Raw genomic sequence first — 26,166 nt, forward strand, 5'->3', positions numbered from 1 at the left:
AATATGCCTAATTCAGTCATCAATGTATTAACACAAACGGTGAAGAACGCAGTTTCGCATGCCCGTTTTCATTTAACGGTACAAGACTGCACTGATTTTTTAGATGTACTCAGTTTCGAGTCTGAAGAAGCCCTCAGTCAACCTTGGCGATATGAAGTGACAGTCACGTGCACCAATGCGCACATGACTCCCGAGCAGATGCTACTCAAGTCGGGCGCATTTACCTATCAAACCCCATTATTGCCCGGTTTTCCTAATCAATCGATACGAACGGTGTATGGGGTTATCAGTGAATTCAAACACCTGAAAACGTCCGCGGATGAAACTCGGTACAGCTTGATATTAGTGCCACGTATTGCCTTACTTCAGTACACCAAATGCAGTGAAGTGTATTTAAATCAATCGGTGACAGAAGTGGTTGAAAAGGTACTGCGCCGTCATGGTTTGGAAGGGGCAGACTTTGAGTTTCAACTTTCCCGTGAATACCCGGTCAGAGAATTGATTACACAGTGGCGGGAAACGGATTTAGTCTTTATTCAACGACTTCTTGCCGAAGTCGGTATTTATTGGCGCATGGAAATGGACACTCAATTAGAATTGGATAAAGTGATTTTCCATGACACACAAGAACACTACCAGTTTGGCATGTCACTCCCTTATCGCCATGAATCAGGTCTGAGTGATAATGGGCAAGACAGTGTCTGGGGATTGCAGGTTTCGCATCAGGTGGTTAGTGAGGGGGTCGCAACCCGTGATTATAACTACCATCAGGCATTAACGCCTCAAGATAGCACTGAAGCAATTTCAGGTTTTGAGGGAGTCACTACTGGGGAAGTGTACCACTACGCAGAGCCTTTCTTGAATGTCGGTGATATTGATACCCCAGAAAGTGGCGCTTTTTTTGCTCAGCTACGCCATGAACGCATTCTTAATGCCCAATCATGGGTATCAGGGCATTCAACCAGCCCAATGTTGGCACCTGGACAAGTTTTAGAAATGACAGGGGTCTTTCCTCAGCTGGCGAAAGACGGTGTGTTAATCACCCATGTTCGCCATCGGGGCGCTCGGGATTCTAGCCTTCAGGTGCAGTTTACCGGGCAACTCTACCGTGAAGCCCTCTGCTTCAGACCGCCTTTACTCCCTCGACCTGTCATTGCAGGGACGTTACCCGCACGAGTGGAAAGTAGTGAAAAAGGCGATACCTATGCGTGGCTCGATGAATTCGGACGCTACCGTGTTAAGTTGGATTTTGATAGAGAGTCGTCTGAGGCGGGCTTTGCTTATTTATGGCTACGTTTAGCCAAGCCCTACGCTGGAGATACTTACGGCTGGCATGCTCCATTATTGGATGGGACTGAAGTGTCGGTGCAATTTGACGGTGGTGACCTTGACCGACCGTATATCGCTTATGCACAGCATGACTCCGAACACCCCGATCACGTGACGCGAGACAACCATACTCGCAATGTATTGCGAACGCCGGCCAATAACAAGTTGCGCATGGAAGATAAGCGACAGGAAGAGCACATCAAGCTGGCGACGGAGTACGGCAAAACCCAATTGAATCTAGGTCATTTGGTTAACGCACAACGTGAACAACGTGGGGCAGGGTTTGAGTTGCGGACAGATGAGCATGGGGCTATTCGTGCGGGTAAAGGGTTGTTTATCAGTGCAGATGAACAAACAAAAGCACAAGGGGAAGTGCTAGATATGACCCCAGCTGTGCAGCAAATCCAGCAAGCGAATCAACAGATGCAAACGCTGTCTCAAACAGCGGAAAAAGCCAGTGCACTCGCCGCCGATGTTCAATCGCAAATTGACCTCTTAGATTCTCGCTTGCAGCAGTTACAATCCGCCGTATTACTTGCCAGTGCGCCGCAAGGGATTGCATTAACGTCCGGTGAACACCTTCAAATGAGCAGCCAAGGCAATACCATGGTGAATGCGGGGCAGCATCTTGATATCGGTGCCATGCAAAACCTATCGGTTGCGGTTGAAAAAGCCTTAGGCCTATTTGCACACAAAGACGAAGTGAAAGTCATTGCTAACCAAGGTGCGGTTGAAATCAGTGCGCAACATAATACGATGGATTTATTTGCCCAGCAGCAAATCACTATCACCAGCAGCGAAGATGAAATTGTGATATCGACACCGCAAACCCTGACCCTTAACGGTGGCGGCTCATACTTAAAGCTGAGCGGTCAAGGGGTTGAGCACGGTTCTTCAGGAGATTACATCATCAAAGCCGCGAATTATGTGGTGCCTGGCTCGGGGGCTGATATCGCGTGTGAAACGTTGCAGTTTGATGTGACGGATATTGAAACACAGAAGTTGGTTATTAATCGCGCATTGCATGATTAAAAGGATAATAAAATGTTAAAGATAATGAAAATTTTTATTTTTGTAATATTTTTATTCCCGCTTGCATGTAATGCTAATGAAAATATAAAAAGTTCAACTTCAGAAAAATCACCTGAACAAGTTGTTGAAAATTTTTATCATAATTATTTAATAGCGATTAATACTAGTGATACTGAAATGGGTGACAACGCTATTAATATTTATGTGACGCAGCGATTAATAAATGAAGTTAACGAAAGTGACATTGATTGGGATTATTATATTGATGCGCAAGATATTTGCGATTTTTGGATGGGAAATATAAAAGTAGAGCAAGTTGAAATGCTAAATAATAAAGCGAAGATGAAGCTTGCTCTAGGTAATGAGTCATGTAAATCAACTTATAAAATTAAGTTATTGAAAAGCTCATCAGGTTGGAAAATTGATAACGTGGTTCTTCTTAAGCGTTTTAATAAGTTGGTTAAATAATTAATATTGGAGAGCCCTATGATTGATATAAATAAATCAATAATGTTATTAAATAGTGAAGCTGATAGAGTTGCATCTGAAAACTTAATAAGATTTCAAAGCGGAAAAGATAAAACATTAAAATATGGTGAAAGGCATTGTGCTAGGTTCGTCAAAAATGCGTTAATTTATGGTGGCGCTTCAATAAAAAATTCTGGTATTGAATCAGCAAAAGACTATGGGCCATGGCTGCTAGAAAATGGATTTGTTGCTGTTCAAGACCCTTCCCAAAATACTACTCTCGATTCAATTTCAATAATTGGGCAGAAAAAGGGGGATGTTGTCGTCATTCAAAGTATAGCTGGTCATAAAGATGGGCATATGGCTATGTTTAATGGTGAACAGTGGGTTTCTGATTTTAAACAAATGAATGGCTTTTATTCAGCTCAAGCTTACCGTAACGCAAGAACACCTTATGTTTTATATCGCTACGCTGGCAATCAACCCGCAGACGAAAAAAAAGAAGAAAAAACCGGCGCCAAACTAATAAAAATAGTCTATCCCATTCCTAAGAATGAACGTGGTCAAGAGTTCTCAAACCTTGATGAAATCATGGCGCATGTGAACGGAGAATCAACCGGAAATTACTTGCTGGGTCGTAATGGAATGTGGCATAGCGGTATCCATATTACCAATGCGACTACGCCTTGGTGTGCATTAAGTGGAAACTCCATCACAGAAAAGGCCAGTTTTCCTATTCCCTATAAAGGGAAGCAAGCAATTCGCTGTATGGCGGATGGTGAAATTGTTGCTTATCGAGTGAATCAAGATTATTTACCCTTGAATTGGAAAACAGGAAGCTTAAATTTATCCGGCTCGTTTGTATTGGTGCGGCACTATATCCAACCAGGTGAAACACAAAAGAGTGGACTGCATTTTTATACGCTGTATATGCATCTGGCACCGTATTCTGCCTATAAAGCCAATCCGACATGGATTGTGCAAGATAAGCTACCGACTTACGCCCCCGAATGGAAAGCAGTTGCAGGGACTCAGGCCTATAAAGACCAACATAAATTAGATGCGCTACCAAAAGGCTCTATCGTCGCTTGGGATAAAAAGGATAGCCAACGTCAACTTAAAGCTGCTAATGGGCGGCTTTATGGTTTGGTGACGATTGATAAGTTAGCCGGCACATCAAAATTAAACGTTGGAGACCAATGTTGGGCGTTGGTAGATAACAATAATATTTTGCCTGAAATAGAGCCGAGTTGGTGGAAACAGTTAGCCAGTCCAGCTAAAGAGATGATGCAATTTGATAAGGTGGTCAGTTTAACAACGCCAATAGCCATTAAAGCAGGTGACAGCATCGGCCATATGGGCTTCTATCAAGCGCCAAAAGAACAGGGGATTGATTCGCGTTATCAGGTGCATATTGAGTGCATAAGTGCCGATGAAAATTTACCGCAATTTTTGCAAAATCCTGACAAAGTCGGACATGATAAGCCTCAGTATTTAAAATGTTTACCCGGTTTAATGCTATGGAATAAGCAAGGTGATGATTTTATAAAAACAGAACGGATTGTTGAGTGGGAAAAAATCTTTAAGCTCAGTGAAATAAAAGTCGAAAAAGACAAAAATAGCAATGAATTTTATTTATTGCCTGAATACTTGGGTGCAATACCTAAAATAGCGTTAAATGAACTCAGCGAAATTGATAAACAAAAAGCACAAGAGTCTACTTTGGGCGCTTTAGGTAAGAAAAAAAATGAGTTAGGAACTCTGGGGCATCAAGACCAGCTGATTAAAGACAATATCGCCCAATACTCAAAGTTTCTTTCCCAATACGACCTTGCAGAGCTAGGATTTAACGCATTAGTTGCCAATGCAGATGCATTTGACCACTTAAATGGTTATGTACAACCCCAAGTCGAATTTATCAGTTCAGTTTATGAAAGAATTAAAGCGGAGATAACGGGTTCATCTGTACCGCAGAAAGGGATTATTGCTCATAACTATCAGCGATTAATCAATAAGATTAAATCGGACAAAAAGGAAACTTACTCACCTGAGGAATACCGACGTGCTTTTCATAACCCGATGTTTTCCCATATCGTGAATAAAACTATAGTCAAACATCCTAGTGATTGGTATTACAAGAAAAGTGATAGCGTCTGGAAAAATTTTCTAAACATATTGAGTGAAGAAGCGCCACTATGGCGTTCTTACAGCGAAGAGTTTCTTGATAGTATGGTTTGGATGCAAGATGTGGCCAGCGAAAAATTAGGTCCGAATGTGTGGCATATGCATCCCATCGCATTTAGTGCGGCACTGGCGTTGAAGAATGAAGAAAAATATCAAATTACTGTTGAGTTAATTGAAACATTGTTAGGGCATCAAAATAAGTGGTTTACAGGAATAAGAGGCGGTAGATTATTTGCTGAAAATTTCAAGAAAAATCATCCTAATGTTTTTGAATTTGACAAACTAACATTTGTTAACATGTTGAATGAAATCATGTTTGAATATGAAATTATAGGGCCATATCATAAAGCTCATTTTCTTTCACAATGTTTACATGAATCAGCCTATTTAGATACCACATTAGAATTTGGTTCTGGGACAAGCTATGATCCTGAAAAACATAAAGACGCAATAAAATATGAGAATACCAATGTTGGTGATGGTCCAAAATATAGGGGGCGAGGTTTAATTCAATTAACATGGAAAAAAAACTATAGATTGTTTTCTGAATATACTGGTGATGATTTTGTTATGTACCCTGAACTTGTTGCTAATAATATGAGAAATACGATCAAAGCTTCAGCATGGTTCTGGAGAAAAAATGGTGGTATTTCCAATAAATATAATGCAAAAGGAGATATAAATATTTTAGTTGATAACGATAAAAATAATGTAGAACTTATAACATTGGCCGTTAACGGTGGTAGGAATGGATTAGCTGAAAGAAAGCAAATATTTAATAAAATAAAAAAAGAGTGGAAGCTAGAATGATTCTAAAAAAAATATATTTAATTTTAACTTTTACAGTGTTGACTAATATAGGCACAGGTCATGCAGAAGTTAAAGCAGCAACAGAATATGAAAATTATAATATTCCAAGTTCAGTAAGAAGTATTATAGATAGTGGGTATGGAGATATTGAGATAAAAAAAATAAATAATTATGAATATTTAGTTGTAACAAGTGAAAGTGATATAAATAAATGTTCTATTTTATTTAAAATAAATAATGGTAGTGTGGAATCAGTTCCCTCAATTGGTATTAATGAGTCTATATGTAATATCTCTATTGATACTGATAAATTAATTAGTTCTTGGAGAGATCAAGGAAGATGGAATGAAGATATATATAAAATCAATCCTGATGATAAATGGGTTTTATTATTTAAAGACTCATGCATTGGGTGTGGGCAGGTGAAAAGAATATATTTTAATAGTGATGGGACATATGAAAAATTATTATTATCAGATGGTGATAATCTTTCTCTCAGGAAGAAATTAATTGGGAAGGTTACTATTGAAAAAGCAAAACTATACAATAATGCAAACGATAACAGTATCTCCAATGCATATCTTATTAAAGGTGATATATTTTTTTTGGTTGATATATCAGATGATGGGGAATTCATTCAAATAAAATATAAAACTAGTACCGGAAGATATATAATAAAATGGATGAAAAAAAATGAAATTTTAATAAGTAAAGAATAAAATTTAAGTATAATTTAACAGATTAATCAGGCTAAACAATGGTTTATTGTCATGAAAAAAATTATTTGATATGTCTCCTTCTATTTATACAATTTTCTGTGCAGGGGCAAGAAATTCGTTGTGGCTGGTTAGATAATCCTACACCAGGAAATCTTTGGCTTATCGATCGTGATGCTGAATGGAATATATCTCAGCAAGGAGGACGAAAATCAGAAGGAATTGAGAAAATTATTGATAATTCTATTGACTCTTCAGAGATAATTTACACTAACGGTAACTATGGTATCAGGTGTGCCTGTTTATCTGTAGAAGTTGATAATAAATCAAAAACAATAATAAATATATACTCTTTTGATCTGCTGAAAATAAAACAATGCCGTGATGATAAAAAAATACAACATCTTATCAATTAGACATAATAGTGATGAGTCTTTAATATTACCTGACTAGTTGAAAATCAAGTGATAATAATCATGAAATTTAAAAAATTATTTCTTATGATATTGCTGCTTCTAAGTACTTTTGCAAATAGTAAAACTTTCTTTCAATGTGCCACTAAAGATGGAACAATTAACTTAGAGTTAATTGGTAAAGACTTAAAGTTAACAATAAGAAATAACTCCATTTTTATTGAACGTTCTTCCAAATTATTAGAGGGAAGAAATTACTCATATAATCATTATTCTCGGTTTAATACAGAGTATTATAGGGTTACTTACTCAAGTAATAATGTGGATTATGCAATATATAAAAATTACGAAGATGGTCAATATAATAGTGGGTTACAAGTGACAGATTTAAATGTTAATAAAGAATATAATTATGATTGTAATGAAATACATATCGATAAATTAGATGAATTATTAAATATTCTAGATTGTGATAAGGGGAGTGCGTTAGGGTGCATGCATTAACTCATTTATATTTAAGTGTGTAATAAATTGAATTGCTAATGTCAAAATTTACGTTAATAAAAATTAATATGACAATAACTTGATAAGATGTGAAATGTCATAAAGGGATTGTGTTAATAAATTAAATGATAGTGGTCATTTGCCATTTTCTTTTAAAGTTTATTAGCCTAATTATCCATAAAGGCTCGTTTTACTGTAAGTAAACGTTATGAATAAACTTAAGATAAAAATAACAATCTTATTATCACTATTTGTATTCACATTCAACTCTCATGCCATAATAAGTTGCACACCAAGCAGCGCCGATTATTCCTACAACACAAACCAAGATCTAACCCCCGAAAAGGTGCAATCAAATGGTCGAGTTTATTTTTTTTCTTTGCCAAAAAATGAATGTAAAACAAATTCATTTTTAATAAAGAATGATAAATTACTCAAATATAGAGAGGTAAATGGTTTTTCGTTTATAAATTATATAAATAAAAAGGGGGCGATTGTTGATGGATGGGTACGGAGTGAAGATATAGTTTCCGATAATGATCAGCCTGATGGGTTATCGTACTCAGATTTTGCATGGAGAATAAATGGACAAAATGTCTATTTACTCGGAAAAGCAACTCCAGAGCTAAATACATGGGTAAAACAATCAGGGTTAAAGCTTCCTGAGCCAGAAAACCACGGTTTTAATTACGGGATTGAATCCTGGACATTAACCATTTTAAATGAATTGATCACCATATCTCAATCAAATGACATCATTGAGAAAAGACTCGGTTATAACGATACATATGTATCAGGAATTGCATTTGTAGATAGCAAATATGCAACTGCACGTGGTGTAAAAGTTGGCGATGATTGGAGTACAGTCACTGCAAAATATGGGACGAAAAGTAAATTGAATTCTGAGAATGAGTGTCGATTCTACCAATATTTTGATATGAAACTCAGTTTCTGCCTTGACTCATCGGATAAAATACGAGCTGTTTTATTTGAATACTACCCTGAAAAACCGTAGTCCTCTATACGGATTTAAGTAAGGTTAATTATTTAAATGGATAAGAGCATATAAAATGCAAGCTAGGCAAGACATCTTAATTATGAAAATAATACTATTATCGATATTAATTTTAACTTCTTTTAATAATTATGCGGATGAGAATATCTGTGAAAAACTTGATTATATATCTGATAAAGAAAAAGTTTTAATTGATAGTTCTCAATCTGGTTACAAGGTTATTGGTAAGGGTAAAGCCTAATTTTAACTGTAAAATAAATAAATTATTCTTAATCGAAGGTGATCTTACGAACGCTTACTTTGACTATAGTGACTTTACTTTTCTAATGTACTTAGATAAAAAAGGTAAAGTTATCGAAGGTTGGGTAGAGCCAAATCGGTTGACCCTGTCCACTCCCCTTTAATTGAGACACGTTAAATTAGAGTTTTCTAACTGTTGACGATAGGCCTCCGGTGGGAGGTGATTTAAACTTTCATGGGTTCGATTTTGGTTATAATCTTGCAGCCAAAACCACGCTAATTCTCGCACTTGGCTTAATGATTCAAATAAATACGCATTTAAAAACTCTCGACGGAACGAACCATTAAAACGTTCGATAAACCCATTTTGCTGCGGTTTTCCCGGTTGAATATGGCACAGTAAAATTTGGTTATCTTCACAATAATTCAATAAGTTAACTGAAATGAGTTCAGGGCCATTATCGACTCGGATCTGTTTCGGTAACCCTCTTTCGGCTTTTAAACGTTCAAGCACCCTGATGACGCGTTCAGCCGGTAATGACGTATCAACCTCAATCGCCAAGCATTCACGCGTTCCTTCATCAATAATGTTGAGAGTTCTGAAGCGCTTACCGCAATATAAACTGTCGTGCATAAAATCCAATGCCCATTGAATATTCGGGACTTTTTCTATCACTAATGGTCTTTTTTCACGCTTCGGAAGCACTTTTTTAACCCGTCGTTTCAGGTTCAATCCTAATCGACAATAAACGCGATAAACTCGTTTATGATTAAAAGGATAGCCTTGAAATCTCAGTCGGAAATAGCATTTCCAGAATCCCGATTGTGGTGATTTCGCTAACACAGATTGTATGGCATCGATCACTACTTGGTCTTTTTTACGCCAATCTATTTGCTGATGGTAAAACGTGGCTCGTGACAACGACGTTAGCTTACAAGCCTTAATGACTGATAAGCCTGCCTCTTTTAATGATTGAGCACAGGATCTCTTTTCAGCCACTACCAACCCTTTTTTGCGAAAAGCTCCTTCATCGCGTGGTTTTCAAGGCTAACTTCCGCAAAGAGCTTTTTCAGTTTCGCATTTTCATCTTCAAGCTCTTTTAATCGTTTAACATCATTCGCTTCCATGCCACCATACTTTGATTTCCAATTATAATAAGTGGCGTTGCTGATCCCATTTTGGCGGCAAATATCTTCCACTTTCATACCAGAATCAGCGAGTTTTAAAATATTAACGATTTGAGTTTCAGTAAAACGAGCTTTTTTCATCATGACCTCTGCAAATTTTAGGGCAGAAAATCTAATTATAGCTGTCTTATTTTAGGGGAAGTGGACAACCCCTACAGGAACAGGGATAGGGCCATCTGATGAAAATGAATAACATATTCTATGCAATATACCTATAATTTAATCAATTACTTCAAAGGCAAAAACTAATTTGGGGAATTGTATTGCTGTCGCCTATTTTAACTGTCACCTATTTTAGGATATGCGAAGAAGAATTGTAATTATGTATTTGGTACTTAGGTAACTTCTAATTATATTTAGATATTAGTTCAGGTTTATTTGTAGCAATGCTTTCTGATAAGTATTTAGTAACGAATTACATCGATGATTTAAAAATAGAATTCAATTTAAATAGCTGGTTATTATATACCGAGGGGAACTTAGCTAATGATAATAAAAAATAAAATCATATTATTCATTCTCTAATGGTGAATTCTCTATAGTTGAGTAAAAGCTTATATTGTAATTCATAACGCAATTAAATATAACCAATGTCAAATAATTGAAGTGAACTAATTAAGTATGGATGCAGGAAATCATTACCTTATCGTTAAAAAATTTATCCGGACTCTTTTTATATTAATTTTTCCACTACAAGCTTTTGCTAATAATCATAATTTTGAAGCAAAGCAACTTCAATCAAAGAATGCAACATTTTCATCCTATTGCCGACAGTTAGACGAAGGAAAGGAATATGACGGTACTTTAGAATATACCTGTTATTTTCCTAACCAAACCCTATCACAAGCTTATATAACATTGATAAACCTTGATGATTATCGACATGCCGGACTTAAAAATAAATTGCCAACTAAAAATCTAAGCTATCTAATCGAGAGTAAAACGAAAGGCTATGAAACCTTCGATTATCAATGGATGACTGACAAGAGAGTTAAAATAGTTGCGGAAAAAGAAATGGAGTCATCAACCTATTTATTTGAAGAAATGAAGACACAAACGCACTTACTGCTTATTGAAGAAACAGGCTACTAATCAGTTGAATTCTTAAAGGACTAAAACCATGCAACAAATTATTCGAAAAGGCGATACAACCACTCACGGTGGCACCGTGCTAACAGGCTCTGACACCATGAAATTTGGCGGTATTGGTGTGGCTCGTAAAGGCGATCAGGTTTCTTGCCCGAAAAAAGGGCACGGCCCGACCACCATTATTGAAGGGAACCCTAACTACCTCGACAACGGTATCCCTGTTGCTTTTCAGGGGCATAAATGCGGTTGTGGCTGCACCTTAATCAGCTCCTTTTCACCTGCCAAGGTAGGCTGATATGCCGGTTTGGCTCAATACCATTCCGCCTGCTGCCGCGAAAGTGCCTCGTCCCAATTCACGCCGCTGGTTAGTGGCATTGTTGATTATCCTATTTATGGGTTTTGCGCTGACCTTATGGTTTTGGACAAAAGACAGAACCGGCTTTATTTTTTGGTTTACCGCCGTGGGGTTACCTATTTGTGGTTGGGGGTTAGCCTTCGGTGCTCGGCGGATGGCGTATAAGATGCAGCAAGTTTCTGCAAGCACGTGGAATAGCGAACGCGAAGCACTGATTAAATCTGAAATCAAACGTGGTCAACGATTTGCTTATTTACTGGACGCTTATATCGAGACTCCTGCGGGACAAGGTGCGAGTCGCAACCTCGATGCCATCAATAAATCGGTTCCCATTGTGGCTTTGCAACCTTCTCGTTCAGGCTCTCAGCCTCTTCGTTATGCGCCTTTAGCGGTGTTTGACCAGCCAGACTCGACGTTGATGCTCACCGATTGCATCAATAACATCGCGGTAAAAATTAAACCGATATTACAAAAAATCCCTGATGATATCCCTTGTTACTGCGTGTTAGAAATCGACAATGATTTACAACGACAAGCAGAGCCAATCCTGCTGGATACCTTAAAAAAACAAAGCCCAAACACCTTTCGCTTAATACCGGGGCAGGGACTGGAGACCATTGACGCATGGTTAGATACCCGTTGGGATATTCCTTCCCTATTGTTGATTGTATCTATTGGCTATAACTCGACGCCTGTGAATGATGACGGTGAGGCGATTGGCTGTATTCTACTGAGTAATCGACCATCCCGCGATATCCCTTGTGCAACTCGCTTTCATCGTCCAGAAAAAAGTCACCCAGGCAATCTGTCGCACGGCTTATCACAAGCCATACTCTGGGGGAACATCTCTCCTGAAACGATAACCGCAGCGTGGGTTGCCGGGCAAGATATTGACGAAGGCGGGGGATGGAGCCAAGCCTGCGAACAGAATCAGTTGCACTTTAGCATGACTAAGGCCAATAAAATGATTGATCCGGTTTTAGGGAATACAGGAAAAACGGCGCCTTGGATAGCCACTGCCTTGGCCGACGCCAGTTTAAATCAAGATAATTCTCCCAACGCGCAGCTTATCGCAGTTCAACCTCAACGAGAAAATGACGACATTTGGATAACGGTGATTTCACGCCAAACAGACAATAATAAGGAAAGCGCAACGCATGTCTAAGGTGAAAGTAAAAACAGTGATGGGTGCCACCGCCGTCGTGTTGATTTTTTTAGTGATTATTGTGGCTTTCTTGTTTTATGCCTTTCCTGAATCGATGGCCTCATCACTCGTATTAGGCCCGTATGAGAGCGACCGCATTTTAACCGTGAGCTGTTTGGTGGCTATCTTTGTTTTGCTGTTGGGGTGGATCACCGAAAAACTATTTGATGTTTCCGGAAAATCAGGGCTGTATGTTCAATGGGGTAAAAATAAGCAACAGCAATTATCACAAAATGCCTCTGTGCTTGAGTTCGGTGATGAGCAAGGCGAGGCGGTCATTGATGCCACAATGGTACAAGAACATCTTCGATTACGCTATGGTCGTTTTTGGCGACGTAAGGTCAAATTATTGCTAGTGCAGGGGCAAGATGCGGAAATTGAACGAGCGACACCGGGATTAAAACAAGAAGGCTGGCAAGAAAATGAAGGCGTAGTGTTATTTTACGGCGGTGCACCGGAGCAAAATTTACCCGAGGAATACCTTGCCTCCATTCAAGCTGTGAGCCCCGCGCGTCCATTAGAGGGCTGCGTTCTTGTGTTTGACTTACCATCACTGCCCACTCAGATTGAGCGCGATAACGTTCTGCGCTGCCATCAGCGACTGTATGCATCTCTGGGCTGGCGTGTCCCTGTTTGGTTATGGTTAATTGACAAGCAGCTATGGGCGGAAGAAAGCGGTTCAATATCGCCGATTGGGGCTATTTTTCAGTCAGGTGCTACACCTGAACACGCTATCGCGGACTTAACTCGTTTAACAACACCTTTGCGAGAAGCGGGCATGGCAGCGCTATTGCAATCACCTCAGCAGGGTTGGCTATTACGTGTCAGTGAGCTGTTACAAAAGCAACTTCAATCTCAACTGGGCGCGTTACTCCAACACATCATGAAAGGGCCTGCGGCATTACAGGTTCAAGGGGCGATCCTCAGCCCAGAGCAACGCTTTTCTCATCGTCAGCTTAATGCGCTTGGGAGTTCGCCTGTCTGGCAAACCTTTTTCAATATCCCATCAGGCCTCAAAGTCAAAAAATTAGGCTGGAATGCAAGGCAAGCCGCTCAGGTTACCGTTCTTGCGGTATTGTTGTTTTGGTGCGCGGGCGCAATCACGTCATTCATCGTGAACCAAACCTCTATCCGGCATGCAGAAGAAACCGCTCACATTGCCGTAGATAAACAAGTTCCTCTCGGGGAACGCTTGAAAAATCAGTATGTACTGCAAGAATATCTGGCTCGCCTCCAATACCGTCAGATGCACGGCGCACCGTGGTACACCCGCTTTGGATTAAATCAAGATAGCCAAACGTTAGCGATGCTTTGGCCGTTATATACACAAAACCATCTGGCGTTAATCAAAACCGCGACGATGGAGGAGCTAAAAACACAATTAGCGGCGTATATCGCATTACCGCCAGCGAGCAGTGAACGGGAACAAAATACACAGCCAGCCTATAATGCTTTAAAGCTTTATCTGATGTTAGCTTCAACCGATCACGTTGATCCCGCTTGGCTAAAACAACATCTGTTGACGATTTGGCCAGAACGTGCAGATATCTTAAAAAGTGAATGGCAGCATCTCGCCCCCTCCCTGTTTCAGTTCTGGGCAGACAATCTTCCCCAGCATCCTGAATTAGCCCTAAAGCCCGATATGACTTTAGTGAACACCACGCGTAAGATTTTGCTAAAACAAATCGGTCAACAAAATGCAGAAGCGGGTCTGTATCAAGAAGTCTTAAAACAAGTTGCCAGTAATTGGCCGGATTTAACCTTAATGGAGTTGGTTGGTGATACCGATGCCCAACTGTTATTTAGCACCGATGAAATAGTCCCTGGCGTATTTACCCGTCAAGCGTGGGAAGAACAAGTCAAAGCTGCCATCGATGAGGTAGTCAATAAACGCCGTAATGAAATCGACTGGGTATTAACCGATAAGACCCAAACGGTGGATAACGAGGTCTCACCTGAAGCCCTAAAAGCCCGACTCACAGAACGCTACTTCGTGGACTTCGGAAACAGTTGGCTCAATATGATCAACAGTATTCAATGGCACCAAGCGGATTCATTATCGGAAGTAATTGCGCAGCTGAATGTGTTAGCGGATGTACGTCAATCCCCACTGGTAGCGTTGATGAACACCTTAGCGTGGCAAGGTAAGACGGGGAAAAAAACGGAGGCGCTCGCCGATAATATTGTGGATTCTGCGGTGAAATTGTTAGACAAGAAAAAGCAAGTTAAACAATTTATTGAACAAAACCAAGCGCCAAAAGGCCCGCTGGATGACGTATTTGGCCCGCTCCTTGAAATGATGGAAGGTAAGGACGGTATAGGGAGAAATGGCAATCTCAGTTTCCAATCGTGGCTGGCACGGGTCACCCAAGTCCGTCTGAAACTGCAGCAAGTCAGTAATGCGTCCGATCCGCAAGCGATGGCGAAAATGTTAGCACAAACGGTGTTTCAAGGTAAAACCATCGATTTAACCGATACCTTGGATTACAGCAACTTAGTGGCAGCCAGTTTGGGACAAGAGTGGAACAGCTTTGGGCAGTCTCTGTTTGTGCAGCCGTTAGAACAAGCGTGGCGACAAATCTTGTCTCCCGCTGCGGATAATCTTAACACCCGTTGGCAAACGACTATCGTGGCACAATGGAATAAAGCGTTTGCCGGGCGTTACCCATTCAAAGCGACAGGGAGTGATGCCTCATTGCCGTTACTCGCCCAATTCTTACGCAGTGATTCAGGGCGTATAGATCAATTTATCAAAACCAATCTGGGGGGCATTGTTCATAAAGAAGGCAACCGCTGGGTAGTTGACCCTTCTATGAGCCAAGGCTTAACTATCAACCCTGAATTCCTCAAAGCCATCAATCAATTAGCAGATATTTCTGACATTGTTTTTGCACAAGGGGATGCCAATATTCATTTTGAATTGATGGCGAGACCTTCCAAAGGTGTTGCTCAAGTTCAGCTTGTTCTTGATGGTCAAAAGTTGAATTACTTTAACCAGATGGAAAGTTGGAAAAGCTTTATCTGGCCGGGAGAAAGTTATTATCCGGGCGTGACGCTTAACTGGCAAAGTGTGCGTTCGGGAATGCAAATTTATGCAAACTATCAAGGTAATTGGGGACTGATGCGGTTATTAGAGCAAGCCGAAGTCACGCAACTCGACAGCAGCCGTTATCAACTGGTGTGGCGCACTAAAGGTAGCGAAACGTTACGGTTTATTTTACGCAGTGAACTCGATAATGGGCCGTTAGCCTTATTAAAACTCCAACAATTCCGTTTACCGGAAAAAATCTTTCTGAACACACCCGATGCGGTGAATGACCTAATTGATCCTCTTTGACTTAACTTATGAGAGGCTCGCTCAAGAGCCTCCGCTATTTTCACTTTTTAATTGGTTTTAGGAAGTCCTAAAATGGATGATTTGACGCTACGCTATTACGAAGCTGAATTACGTTATCTGAAAGAAGCGGGTAAAGAATTTGCCAATGCGCACCCTGATAGAGCGGCCATGCTCAATCTAGATAAACCTGGCGCGAACGACCCGTATGTTGAACGTTTATTTGAAGGGTTTGCCTTTTTGATGGGGCGTTTACGGGAAAAATTGGATGATGATCTGCCTGAACTGACAGAAGGGCTGGTAAGCTTACTGTGGCCTCATTATTTGCGCACTATTCCGTCACTGTCTATTGTTGAATTTGCGCCCGAGTGGCAACATTTACGCCAAGCTGAATGCCTACCCGCAGGATTTGGGGTGGTATCAAGACCGATCAGCGCTCAACGTACGCGTTGCCAATACCGTACTACGCAAGACGTATTATTACGCCCACTTTCTATTGCCAACGCCCAATTACAGACCGAACCGAACGGGCGCTCCACCATTCGATTACGTTTTGCCTGCCCTGAAAAAGTCGATTGGTCGAAAACCTACCTTGATAGCCTGCCGATTTTTCTCAGTGCCGATGCACCGATCAGTTCTGCATTACACCTTGCGATGACGCGCCAAGTGCATGGCATGTATCTTCGCCATGCAGAGACAGACGAGGAGCGTATTCCTTTTGACGGTTGGTTTAAACCGATGGGCTTTTCCGATGACGACAATTTATGGCCGAAAGGGGATACCGCGTTTAGTGGCTATCAGTTATTGCTGGAATACTTCAGCTTCCGCCATAAATTTATGTTTGTGGCGTTACAGGGATTGGAGAAAGCCAAATTTACGGAAACGACGACCTGGTTTGAAATTGATATCGTGCTCAGCGAAACTTGGTCGGCAGACTTACCTTTTGAAACTGACAATTTCCGCTTGCATTGTGCGCCGGTCATCAATCTGTTTCCGTTAGAGGGGGATCCGTTAACTGTCAATCCGCTGGAGAATGAATACCAGCTTCGTCCTCTGCGCTTACAAGACGGTCACACCGAAATCTACAGCGTGGACAGCATACACGGCTCGATTAAAAATGGTAAACCCAAATACGTGCCGTTTAGCAGCTTTCGTCATCGTGGGGGCATGATGCGCCACGATTCGCCCGAACGCTATTTCCATACGCGGATTAAACGAGGACCCTCCGGACTGTATGATACGTGGCTTATTTTAGGCGGAAAAGAATTTGAACTGGCTCAGCTTTCGGAAAAGCCTGAATTATTATCCATCCGTTTAACCGGCACCAACGGGCAACTCCCCCGTAAAGCCCTTGAAAGTACGGTGTTAGACAGTGTGTTAAAGGCCGGTAAAGTGCCCGTCAATGTCCGTAATCTTACCTCGCCCACCATTCCGTTATATCCGCCTGCGAACGACCGTTTTCACTGGCGGGTCATGAGCCATCTGGGATCTAACTTTTTAAGCATGATGGATAACCCGGAAGTGCTTCGTGGCACTTTAGCCTTGTACGATTGGACCGATGATGAAATGAATCGTCGCCGACTGGAAGCGATCGTGGGGGTCAAACACACACTCATACGCCGATTCGAACAAGGCTACATGATGCGTGGGGTCGATATTGAAATCACGCTAAACGGCAATAACTTCGCAGGTGAGGGAGATATCAATTTATTTGGCGAAATGCTTCAGCGCTTCTTTTCACTGTATGCGGATATCCACCTGTTTAACCAATTAACTATTGTTATTCAACCCACAGGAAAGCGTCTGAGATGGAAAGAGAATCACAGTCAACACGTACCCGGCTGATAGAGCAGATTGAGCCGACGATTTGGCGTGCGAATTTCTACCGCTTTTGTCAATTGTTGGAAAAAGCCGCGCCTCAATCGCCATTACTGGGCGAGACGAATGATATCAAGGACGATCCGGTTCGATTCCGGCCTTGGCCTGGGATGGGCTTTCCGGCGGGAGAGCTGAGAACCGTCGAAAAAAATCCCGATAATTCCAATATTCCACTGACCGTTCGCACCAACTTTTTAGGGTTGTATGGTGTGGATTCCCCATTGCCCACAAGCTATTTGGATGAGATTGCGCAAGGGCATGACGGGACGGAAGCCTTAACCGAATTTCTGGATATTTTCAACCACCGGATCACTACCCAGTATTACCGTATCTGGCGCAAATATGCGTATCCCGCGACGTTTGAGGCTGGTGGCACGGATGCTACCTCCCAATGTTTATTAGGATTGATTGGCTTGGGGATCCCCGGCAGTGCGGAGAGGATCGCCACGCCGATATCACGCTTTTTGGCCCTGCTAAGCACCATGCGATTACCCACGCGCAACAGTGAAGGCGTTAAAGCACTGATCTCTTTGCTGGCACCGAATACCCAAGCGATAATTAATGAATACGATATCGTTAAAGTCCCCGTCGACGAACGAACGAGTTTAGCTCGCTATCAGCGTGTTTCATTGGTAACGCGGGCGACACTGGGTAAAACCGCCCGCGACACCACAAGCCGAATTCTTATCTCCCTCACCACACACCATCCCCAAGAGGCACAAGGCTGGTTGCCGGGGGGGCACCTGCATACGGATCTGTTAGTACTGCTGCGGGTGTATTTGGGTTATCGCAGTGATGCACGTTTAAAACTGACTGTCCCTGTCAGGGTATTACCTGAGCCTCGTTTGCAAAAAACGTCTCGTATTCAATTAGGGCGAACAGGGCTATTAGGATTAAAGGACGGCAAACTCAGTGACAATCGCCAATTCTTGACAGTCAATCTAGGGCGTTACCACGGTATTGAACATGCAGGACGACCTGAAGCCGAGCAAGGGGATTATCGTTTTGAATAAGCGTGAACAAATGAGGGATAAAACCCATGAAAGGAAAATCACATCCGTGAAAAACATTAGCCAAAAACTCATGGTGATTTGCTTGTGCGGGATACTCGCAGGCTGTGGGCTCGCACAGGCGGTAAAAGAAGGCACAGTCAGCATGAAAGACGCAATTCTTTATAAAAAAATTACCACACTGCGCTTAGATTTCACCCCGCGTTCTGGGCTGAATGCCGATGAAGACCAAACTCCGCTGGCTACCATGGTGTGGGTGTATCAACTTAAAGACAAAAAAACAGTAGAAGGGGCGATGTATCAAGCACTATTAACGCAATCGGATGAGATCTTAAAAAAAGACACCCTCAATGCCACTTCGGTCATGGTGATGCCTCAAGGGCAAGTTTTCCTTAATGAGCCCCTTGAAAAAGAGACACAATTTGTCGCGGTACTTGGCATGTTTCGCAATCCCGATTTATCAGAAAATACCTGGCGACTGGTGATTAACCGTGAAGACTTAGATGCTGATAAGCCACGCGTGATTGAATTGGGTGATGGCTGGCTGAGATTGTTACCGTTAAAGGATTAATGTCATGACAGGAAAATTAGCGCCATTTTTTTCACTTCAAGCCTATCAACTCCAAATCCAGGATGCCGGGTTTGATATCGATATTCTGAAATTTGAAGGCGTTGAAAAACTCAATGTCCCCTCATCATGGCAGATTGAATTTACTTCAACGTCCGATTCAATCACTCCTGAGCAAATACTCTTAAAGCCCGCCACGTTCAGTCTAGCCTCCGATAAGCGAGTGTCGGGTGTCATCACTCGCTTGCAGTGGTTATCCACCAGCGCCGACCAATCCCACTATGCCGTTTTATTGGAACCACGTTTAGCGTTACTTGGTCATACTCAGCGCAGTACTATTTACCAAAATACCTCGGTGATTGAAGTGGTTGAAAAAGTACTGCAATTCCACGGTTTTGAAGGGGCAGATTACGAATTTAAGTTAGAACATCAATACCCCGAGCGCGAGCTGATCACCCAGTGGAGTGAAACTGACTTGGCGTTTATCCAACGTTTGCTCGCCGAAGTGGGGATTGGTTACCGCCTTGAATACTCGGCAAAAACCAACAATGACAAAGTGGTCTTTTTCGATAGCCAACTCAACTACCAATTCGGTGAAAAATTGCCGTACCAACTGCCATCAGGTCAAAATGATCACGGGCAATTGGCGGTGTGGGATGGGCAACTGGCTCACCAAGTGGTGACAGGCAATGTGATCGTCAAAGACTACAACTACCGTACCGCACTTTCACCGATGGAAACGAGCACGCCTCATTCGCTAAGCAACACAACCTTGGGTGATGAATACCATTATGCACCGCCGTATTTACAGATGGGTGATGAAAACGCGGAAACACTTGATGCTGAAAGTGGTGCGTTTTATAGTCGTTTACGTCAAGAGCGTTTTCTTAATCCCGCCGCTGAATTTGAGCTACAAACCAACGCTTTTTACCTGATGACGGGCAGTGTGCTGGATATCGCGAATGTGCCGATTAACGAACTGAAAGACGGCGTATTTATCACCCAAATCACGTATCGTGCAGCGCGTGATGCCTCTTTACAGATGACTCTGAAGGGCATGCCTTACAGTGAACAATACGCCTATCGCCCTGCTGAAATTCACCGTCCGAAAATCGCCGGAACCTTGCCTGCACGCATTGAAAGCCGTAATGACAATGACATTTATGCATGGCTGGATGAGCAAGGGCGTTATCGCGTTAAGTTGGATTTTGACCGCAATCACAGCGAATCAGGGTATGCGTATCTTTGGCTGCGGTTAGCCAAACCGTATGCGGGGGAGACCTACGGATTGCATACACCGTTGATTGCCAACACGGAAGTCGCCATTGCCTTTGATGATGGCGATCTGGATAGACCCTATATTGCGTTTGCCTTTCATGACTCCGAACACCCTGACCACGTTAACCGTGATAACCATACCCGCAATGTGCTGCGCACGCCTGCCAATAATAAATTACGCATGGAAGAAAAGCGGGAAAAAACGCACATCAAATTGGCGACGGAGTACGGTAAAACCCAGCTCAACCAAGGTCACCTCGTTGATGCACAAGGGAAAATACGCGGTACGGGGGCTGAACTGCGTACCGACGAATGGGGGGCAATTCGAGCCGGTAAAGGGCTGTTTATCAGCGCCGATGAACAGCCAAAAGCCCAAGGCGATGTGCTGGACATGGAAGCTGCGCTCAAAGAAATCGCTCATCTACTACAACAGCGCGAGCAACTTAATCTTGCTGCCAAACAAGCCAAAGCCCTGCAAGCCGATATCGAAAGCCAAAAGAAACTGTTACAACAACGTTTGGAGCCATTAAACCAAAGCCTGCTATTTTCCGCACCACAAGGGATGGCGTTCACCAGTGGCGAACATTTACAACTGGCGGCCAGTGAAAATATCACCATCAATGCAGATGGCGATATCAGCGTGGGGGTTATCGGCAATATGACGATGTCCACGGGGGATAAGTTGGGGGTGTTTACGCGTACCGGGAAATTGGGTGTGATTGCAGGTGAAGGTCCACTGACAGTTCAAGCGCAGAATAACCGTTTAGATATTTTCAGTGAACAAAAGCAAACCATCACCTCTGCCGCAGACATCAATTTCACGGGCAAAAAGCGTATTATCCTGAACGGTGGTGGCAGTTATCTCAAGCTGGAGAACGGCAAAATTGAGTACGGTACTTCGGGGGATTATTTGCGCAAAGTGCCGAAGATGGCTACTGCAGGGCCCAATACCTTACCGATGAAGATGGCACAATTTCCGGCATTGTCTTTACCGATTTGTATTCCGTGCCTGCTCAATGCCATAACAGGCAATGATAACCGTGTAGACCTGAGGAAATTTTAGCCATGGAAAATTTGATTAAAGTTGCGAAGCAATCACAAGAGCATATTTACCTGTTAATCGAGGGCGGGGCCTTTGCAGAACAGACCATTGAGCCTTTTCAGCAAAAAAATCCCCGTTCGCTGTATTCCCTTTATCAGCACCCTCAGTTAATTGAAGCTAAATGGGTAGGGCCGTGGCTGTATCAGGTGAAAAACAACGCAAATATTGCAGAAGAAATGGCGCAATTTCCGCAAATTGTCACCGTGATTTTTTCCTCATTAGAACTCAAATCCTTGGCGATGCAATTAGCATGGGGATGCACCTTGGTAAAGCCCGATCTCGAAACGATAGTGAGCCGGTTTTATGTTCATGCGGTGATGCCTGTGTTAGCCCGTTGCCAGAAAGAAGATTGGCACTATTACTTATTTTCAGGCACAACGACGTGGTGGCACCAGACATTGTCGGGCTGGCAACCGACCGATATCGCCACCAAAGCACAGCCAAAAACCCACGATAGAACGGTGTATTTGGATGAGAAGACTTGGCAGCAAATTGATGATGACCCAGAAGTCAAAAGTGTTTTAGCCCAATGGCAACAGATGCCGATGAGCCAGCATTTTCCGCCGTGTATTCAGCGGCAGAAAGTCATACAGGCATTACAGAAAGCGAGTGGGGCAGGTATGCGGAATGGGGCTGACAAAAAACTCTATGCATTGCTTTACCTTGATGGTCAAAAATTGATTTTAACTTCTGATTTTGTAGCCTCTAAATTAGAGCAGATTAGCCAAGGCAAGTTCAGTTTACAACGCGTTCTTTTCGATTATGAAAAAGTAATATCAGGTGGTTAGTTATGAATATAAAAACAGCGCATTCTGAGCATCTATCATTTTTCAGCAAAGTATATAAAAAGGCTTTTAACATTCTTATTACTTATTTTTTTAGTATGGGCAAGTAAAATATGATGAAGGATTGCGTACTGAAATACATAAAAAAAACTTACACCTTCCCATTAGAAAACGGGTCGAAAATAATTTACATGTATTCTTTTTACCCAATAATGAAGTACTTCTTTGGTGAGGAAAGAGACTTGTCACGCCGTGGAAACGTGGAACGTCAAAAGAAGAGCTGGCTTGAGCGTTAGCGTAATGATATCGATTTGCTTTTTCTATTAAATGATCCTTGCAATGGGTAATTTAAGAAATGAACAGACTAAATGTATTAAAAAAATATAAAAAATACCTATATACCTTAATTATTGTCGCTTTATTCAGTTGGTTTGCCTGGTTAGTTTTATGGGGGCCACCTCAAGGTGGGGTGTCATTGGTTATTCATACTCAAATAGACAGACCTATACTTGGATTTAGCGTTAATGGTGTGGCAGGAGGAAATGCCTTTGCTTATGACCCCAGTAATATTTATGCAGGGGACGGTGGAAAAACGACCTGCTGTGGTTCAATCAGTGGCGATACTGCTGAGGTTATTTGGACGCTGAGCACAACACGAGCTCAATATGATGCAGGTTTACGAAAAGAAACCAGAAAAACTACAGTCCCTCTTCCCATTAGAAAACGGGGCGAAAATAATTTACATGTGTTCTTTTTACCGAATGATGAAGTACTTCTTTGGTGGGGAAAAGGACTTATCACGCCGTGGAAACACGGAATGTCAAAAGAAGAGTTGGCTTGGGCGTTAGCGCAATAAACAATTATTGATGAGGTAAGAAAATGGATAATTTAACATCAACAAATAATTTAAATGCTGGGTTGAATTTAGATAAATATATTGCAGCAACAAACCGAGCTCAACAAGCAGACGAGTATCAATTGGGTAACTGCGACAGAGTTTTACATTTGGGGTATTTTTTCGATGGTACAGGGCGAAATATTGAACAAGATGCTTCAGATAGCCGTTTAAGTAATATTGCAAAGCTTTATCGAGCTTTTCCTTCATCAGAACAAGACACAAATAATAAGAAGTTTTTAGCCCATTATTTTTCAGGATTAGGTACAACTTTTAACGACAATCTAACAGACAAATTACAAGCAGTAATGGATTCAAGTAACGCCTCGTTTAGTGATGATATTGAGAGTTTACCCAGCGATATGTTAACTGATGCGGGCGCAGATATTCTTAAAGGGAAATCGTGGTATGAAGTACTGTCAGATATCAAAGGTAATCTTATTAGTCCAAAAGAGTGGGCTTTATTAGCGGCTAAAAGTGCCAGTAAGGCTGCGGGTATTTCCGGCGTTGAAGCCACGTCATGGTTGAGGGATAATCCTTTTATTTCAGATATGATGGTATCAGGGGTCGATATCCGCTTAGCAACGGCTAAATCAAAGTTTATTGAATCAATTGAAAAAGCACGAAAAGAGGGGAAAATTCCGCTTAAATTAGTTTCAGTTTCGCTTTTTGGTTTCGATTTAGGTGGGGCTATAGCGAGAAAATTCCTTGATGAAATCATAAATAATATTTGTGAAAAAGATGACGATGATAGGTTAGTGTATCAAGGAGTTTTTGTTGATATACCTTTTATGGGGTTATTTGATTGTTCTCGTCATACTGCAGCCAGTTCCGATGATGGACTGGACTTTGTTGTTTCTCTGATCCCGCAAATATCCGCAGTAAGTACATTAATGGGTGAAAAATCAATAGGGTACTCTTTAGCCGTCCCTAAACGTGTAAAACGAACTCTTCATTTTATTGCTGCGCATGAGCGCCGTTTATGGCGACCTGTTTATCGAACGGGGCTTAAGAACGATGAAAATCATAAAGAGAAATTAGTACCAGGGTGTAGCGAAGACGTCGGTGGTGGATTAATAGCCGATGAACAAAAACCAAGCTCAGAATTATCTTTATGCACGTTGATTGAAATGTATGAAACAGCAGAAAAATCAGGTGTTCCATTTCCAGAATTTTGTAAATTAGATAAAATAGATACAGATATAGCAACATATTTTATCATGAAGGACAGTGTAAAAGGCAATCAAAAAAGCTTAATAAAAACAAGACAATCAGTGAAATCTTGGGTTAGAGAATACCAAAAGGGCATACCGGAAAACTGGGTAAATGTACGAACATTAAATCAACATTTAGATAGTTATTTTATTTGGCTAGGTGAAAAATATTACGAATATAAATTGGAGTTAGCAGATGTTAAATCGTCTGAAGATTCCGAGAATAGAAAAGTTATCTTCTCTTATCCTTACGATGCTCGAAATCAAATTAATAAAGCAAATGTCTATTCGGAAAAAATAGCAATATTAAAAAAACAGTGGGGGTGGTTAGATGATATATGGGAGGAAGCTGCAAAATTAAGAAATGATTTTACAAATCATCCTCATGAACGACGACTTCAATTACAACCTCAGATTTGGCAACCAGCATTTAATAGGGCTATATGGCTATGCAACTGTAGAGCGCATGCATATCAAAACTTGCCAATGCCACCTCATCCCTATTGGTATATCCCAGTTGATGATACTATTTTTTCCTACTTTGTGCATGATATTCAAACTGTAGGTAAAGGTGAAAGTATAACTTATCGTTTTTTTACCATTCGCAAAATGGAAATACCAAGCCCATTTGAAGAAACAACAAAAATTATTAAGCAACAAGACAATATATATAATCCGCATTATAGCATTAATCAATTTTGGACTGATGTTGGAAGATTCCGTTGATTTTATTATGAATGCTAATGAACAATTATTATTTAGAGTCATGGAGTGTTAATGTATAAAAAAAATGAAACTGTAGTCTATCTTATATTGGCTGCCCTAGTGCTTTTTATTAGCGAATCATCTAGTGATTTAATAGTAAATAGTAGGTTAGATGCATATTTTTATCCGAATCTTTATGGCTTTTTGATTAATGCCATAATTGGTATAGCACTTTCGCTCTTTGCTTTAAATTTTGCAAAAAAAAATTTAACACCTATTGAATTACTGGGTAGTAATAATAAATATTCTTTTTATTCATTGCTGACAATGATTGCTTTGCTTTCAATCATTTTGTTGGTGAGATGGTTAGATTTGGATAATATTTATTTAGGTGGGCAGATTTATGCAGGAGGGAAACCATTATTTATTCAAATCGTACTTTTATACCTACCTGTATATATAGGGATCCCATTATATCAAGAGATTGTATTCAGAGGCCTGTTGGTGAATGCCTTTATCAAGGAAGGAAAAAAAATTGTTTATATTGTTCCATCTATTATATTTACAGTCTTTATTTTTAGGCATGAAATCCTAAATTCCTATGTACCTATAAGCTATCTTTTTTACAATATCCCCATCGTGTTTTTATTCTCACTTATATTAATTCATGCCAGACTTAAGACTGGTGGACTATTGACATCAATAATATTAAGCACAATGTTTTATCTCGTTTTTTACAGGGTAAATTTCGAATTGATAATCTAGTAGAAAATAATCTCCTTATCATAAACCATGATTGTCACCAACTTTTTTATGATGTGTTTTTTAATAAAGATTGTTACTGCGTATT

General features: G+C 41.1%; 21 protein-coding genes. 20 read left to right on the forward strand and 1 reads right to left on the reverse strand.

The genetic code is table 11. From position 1 onward, the window contains the following. Positions 1-3: 3 nt before the first annotated feature. The 8 genes from MNY66_RS05430 (at position 4) to MNY66_RS05465 (ending at position 8,712) form a co-directional block, all read left to right on the forward strand. Positions 4-2,361 carry a type VI secretion system Vgr family protein gene (locus MNY66_RS05430; protein WP_241501621.1) on the forward strand — a complete coding sequence of 786 codons (2,358 nt, stop codon included), beginning with the start codon at positions 4-6 and terminating at the stop codon, positions 2,359-2,361. Positions 2,362-2,373: 12 nt separating this feature from the next. Further along, positions 2,374-2,829: a DUF3828 domain-containing protein gene (locus MNY66_RS05435; protein ID WP_241501622.1), complete on the forward strand. Its 456-nt coding sequence runs from the start codon at positions 2,374-2,376 to the stop codon at positions 2,827-2,829. An 18-nt stretch (positions 2,830-2,847) separates the two neighbouring features. Continuing rightward, entirely contained in the window at positions 2,848-5,823 is a 2,976-nt protein-coding gene (locus MNY66_RS05440; RefSeq protein WP_241501623.1) for a glycoside hydrolase family 19 protein, read from the forward strand. Then, positions 5,820-6,542 (forward strand): hypothetical protein, encoded by a 723-nt coding sequence (locus tag MNY66_RS05445; RefSeq protein ID WP_241501624.1) that lies wholly within the window; start codon positions 5,820-5,822, stop codon positions 6,540-6,542. The genes MNY66_RS05440 and MNY66_RS05445 overlap by 4 nt, the downstream gene beginning before the upstream one ends. 38 nt (positions 6,543-6,580) lie before the next feature. After that, the gene (locus tag MNY66_RS05450) at positions 6,581-6,955 is read left to right on the forward strand and encodes a DUF4087 domain-containing protein (protein ID WP_241501625.1); all 375 of its coding nucleotides are present in this window, start codon (positions 6,581-6,583) and stop codon (positions 6,953-6,955) included. A 60-nt stretch (positions 6,956-7,015) separates the two neighbouring features. Then, positions 7,016-7,456 (forward strand): hypothetical protein, encoded by a 441-nt coding sequence (locus tag MNY66_RS05455; protein WP_241501626.1) that lies wholly within the window; start codon positions 7,016-7,018, stop codon positions 7,454-7,456. 208 nt (positions 7,457-7,664) lie between these two features. Next, positions 7,665-8,471 carry a hypothetical protein gene (locus MNY66_RS05460; RefSeq protein ID WP_241501627.1) on the forward strand — a complete coding sequence of 269 codons (807 nt, stop codon included), beginning with the start codon at positions 7,665-7,667 and terminating at the stop codon, positions 8,469-8,471. 55 nt (positions 8,472-8,526) lie between these two features. Further along, the gene (locus MNY66_RS05465; RefSeq protein WP_241501628.1) at positions 8,527-8,712 is read left to right on the forward strand and encodes a hypothetical protein; all 186 of its coding nucleotides are present in this window, start codon (positions 8,527-8,529) and stop codon (positions 8,710-8,712) included. Positions 8,713-8,871: 159 nt separating this feature from the next. Here MNY66_RS05465 and MNY66_RS05470 read toward each other — a convergent pair. Beyond that, positions 8,872-9,980, reverse strand: a protein-coding gene (locus MNY66_RS05470) for an IS3 family transposase (RefSeq protein ID WP_395351331.1) whose coding sequence is annotated in 2 segments (ribosomal slippage) — positions 8,872-9,728 and positions 9,728-9,980 — 1,110 coding nt in all. Because the reading frame shifts where the segments join, the coding sequence is not laid out codon by codon here. Between the two features lie 540 nt (positions 9,981-10,520). Between MNY66_RS05470 and MNY66_RS05475 the strand changes: the two genes are divergently transcribed. The 12 genes from MNY66_RS05475 to MNY66_RS05530 all read left to right on the forward strand — a co-directional run bounded on the left by MNY66_RS05475 (position 10,521) and on the right by MNY66_RS05530 (position 26,081). Then, positions 10,521-10,991, forward strand: coding sequence for a hypothetical protein (locus MNY66_RS05475; RefSeq protein ID WP_241501629.1), 471 nt, complete (start codon positions 10,521-10,523; stop codon positions 10,989-10,991). A gap of 28 nt (positions 10,992-11,019) precedes the next feature. Continuing rightward, positions 11,020-11,283 (forward strand): PAAR domain-containing protein, encoded by a 264-nt coding sequence (locus tag MNY66_RS05480; protein WP_241501630.1) that lies wholly within the window; start codon positions 11,020-11,022, stop codon positions 11,281-11,283. Position 11,284: 1 nt separating this feature from the next. After that, positions 11,285-12,508, forward strand: coding sequence for a hypothetical protein (locus tag MNY66_RS05485; protein WP_241501631.1), 1,224 nt, complete (start codon positions 11,285-11,287; stop codon positions 12,506-12,508). Further along, positions 12,501-15,884 (forward strand): ImcF-related family protein, encoded by a 3,384-nt coding sequence (locus tag MNY66_RS05490; RefSeq protein WP_241501632.1) that lies wholly within the window; start codon positions 12,501-12,503, stop codon positions 15,882-15,884. The genes MNY66_RS05485 and MNY66_RS05490 overlap by 8 nt, the downstream gene beginning before the upstream one ends. Before the next feature lie 72 nt (positions 15,885-15,956). After that, positions 15,957-17,726 (forward strand): type VI secretion system baseplate subunit TssF, encoded by a 1,770-nt coding sequence (gene tssF, locus MNY66_RS05495; RefSeq protein ID WP_241501633.1) that lies wholly within the window; start codon positions 15,957-15,959, stop codon positions 17,724-17,726. After that, positions 17,690-18,772: a type VI secretion system baseplate subunit TssG gene (tssG, locus tag MNY66_RS05500; protein WP_241501634.1), complete on the forward strand. Its 1,083-nt coding sequence runs from the start codon at positions 17,690-17,692 to the stop codon at positions 18,770-18,772. The genes tssF and tssG overlap by 37 nt, the downstream gene beginning before the upstream one ends. 46 nt (positions 18,773-18,818) lie before the next feature. Then, complete coding sequence (gene tssJ, locus MNY66_RS05505) at positions 18,819-19,340, forward strand: type VI secretion system lipoprotein TssJ (protein ID WP_241501635.1); 522 nt, start codon at positions 18,819-18,821, stop codon at positions 19,338-19,340. A gap of 4 nt (positions 19,341-19,344) precedes the next feature. After that, positions 19,345-21,678, forward strand: a complete 2,334-nt coding sequence (locus tag MNY66_RS05510; protein ID WP_241501636.1) for a type VI secretion system Vgr family protein — start codon at positions 19,345-19,347, stop codon at positions 21,676-21,678. Positions 21,679-21,680: 2 nt separating this feature from the next. Then, positions 21,681-22,505 carry a DUF4123 domain-containing protein gene (locus MNY66_RS05515; protein ID WP_241501637.1) on the forward strand — a complete coding sequence of 275 codons (825 nt, stop codon included), beginning with the start codon at positions 21,681-21,683 and terminating at the stop codon, positions 22,503-22,505. A gap of 352 nt (positions 22,506-22,857) precedes the next feature. Further along, on the forward strand, positions 22,858-23,358 hold the full coding sequence (locus MNY66_RS05520) for a DUF3304 domain-containing protein (RefSeq protein WP_241501638.1): 501 nt from the start codon (positions 22,858-22,860) through the stop codon (positions 23,356-23,358). Between the two features lie 23 nt (positions 23,359-23,381). Then, positions 23,382-25,337 carry a DUF2235 domain-containing protein gene (locus MNY66_RS05525; RefSeq protein WP_241501639.1) on the forward strand — a complete coding sequence of 652 codons (1,956 nt, stop codon included), beginning with the start codon at positions 23,382-23,384 and terminating at the stop codon, positions 25,335-25,337. 51 nt (positions 25,338-25,388) lie between these two features. Beyond that, positions 25,389-26,081 (forward strand): CPBP family intramembrane glutamic endopeptidase, encoded by a 693-nt coding sequence (locus MNY66_RS05530; protein WP_241501640.1) that lies wholly within the window; start codon positions 25,389-25,391, stop codon positions 26,079-26,081. Positions 26,082-26,166: the final 85 nt, after the last annotated feature.

The sequence above is a fragment of the Moellerella wisconsensis genome (assembly GCF_022592395.1).
Classification (GTDB): domain Bacteria; phylum Pseudomonadota; class Gammaproteobacteria; order Enterobacterales; family Enterobacteriaceae; genus Moellerella; species Moellerella wisconsensis.

Excerpts from the sequence above, each read along its gene's own strand:
- MNY66_RS05430 (WP_241501621.1), top strand. The coding sequence starts at position 4 with ATGCCTAATTCAGTCATCAATGTATTAACACAAACGGTGAAGAACGCA.
- MNY66_RS05435 (WP_241501622.1), top strand. The coding sequence starts at position 2,374 with ATGTTAAAGATAATGAAAATTTTTATTTTTGTAATATTTTTATTCCCG.
- MNY66_RS05440 (WP_241501623.1), top strand. The coding sequence starts at position 2,848 with ATGATTGATATAAATAAATCAATAATGTTATTAAATAGTGAAGCTGAT.
- MNY66_RS05445 (WP_241501624.1), top strand. The coding sequence starts at position 5,820 with ATGATTCTAAAAAAAATATATTTAATTTTAACTTTTACAGTGTTGACT.
- MNY66_RS05450 (WP_241501625.1), top strand. The coding sequence starts at position 6,581 with ATGGTTTATTGTCATGAAAAAAATTATTTGATATGTCTCCTTCTATTT.
- MNY66_RS05455 (WP_241501626.1), top strand. The coding sequence starts at position 7,016 with ATGAAATTTAAAAAATTATTTCTTATGATATTGCTGCTTCTAAGTACT.
- MNY66_RS05460 (WP_241501627.1), top strand. The coding sequence starts at position 7,665 with ATGAATAAACTTAAGATAAAAATAACAATCTTATTATCACTATTTGTA.
- MNY66_RS05465 (WP_241501628.1), top strand. The coding sequence starts at position 8,527 with ATGCAAGCTAGGCAAGACATCTTAATTATGAAAATAATACTATTATCG.
- MNY66_RS05475 (WP_241501629.1), top strand. The coding sequence starts at position 10,521 with ATGGATGCAGGAAATCATTACCTTATCGTTAAAAAATTTATCCGGACT.
- MNY66_RS05480 (WP_241501630.1), top strand. The coding sequence starts at position 11,020 with ATGCAACAAATTATTCGAAAAGGCGATACAACCACTCACGGTGGCACC.
- MNY66_RS05485 (WP_241501631.1), top strand. The coding sequence starts at position 11,285 with ATGCCGGTTTGGCTCAATACCATTCCGCCTGCTGCCGCGAAAGTGCCT.
- MNY66_RS05490 (WP_241501632.1), top strand. The coding sequence starts at position 12,501 with ATGTCTAAGGTGAAAGTAAAAACAGTGATGGGTGCCACCGCCGTCGTG.
- tssF (WP_241501633.1), top strand. The coding sequence starts at position 15,957 with ATGGATGATTTGACGCTACGCTATTACGAAGCTGAATTACGTTATCTG.
- tssG (WP_241501634.1), top strand. The coding sequence starts at position 17,690 with ATGGAAAGAGAATCACAGTCAACACGTACCCGGCTGATAGAGCAGATT.
- MNY66_RS05510 (WP_241501636.1), top strand. The coding sequence starts at position 19,345 with ATGACAGGAAAATTAGCGCCATTTTTTTCACTTCAAGCCTATCAACTC.
- MNY66_RS05515 (WP_241501637.1), top strand. The coding sequence starts at position 21,681 with ATGGAAAATTTGATTAAAGTTGCGAAGCAATCACAAGAGCATATTTAC.
- MNY66_RS05520 (WP_241501638.1), top strand. The coding sequence starts at position 22,858 with ATGAACAGACTAAATGTATTAAAAAAATATAAAAAATACCTATATACC.
- MNY66_RS05525 (WP_241501639.1), top strand. The coding sequence starts at position 23,382 with ATGGATAATTTAACATCAACAAATAATTTAAATGCTGGGTTGAATTTA.
- MNY66_RS05530 (WP_241501640.1), top strand. The coding sequence starts at position 25,389 with ATGTATAAAAAAAATGAAACTGTAGTCTATCTTATATTGGCTGCCCTA.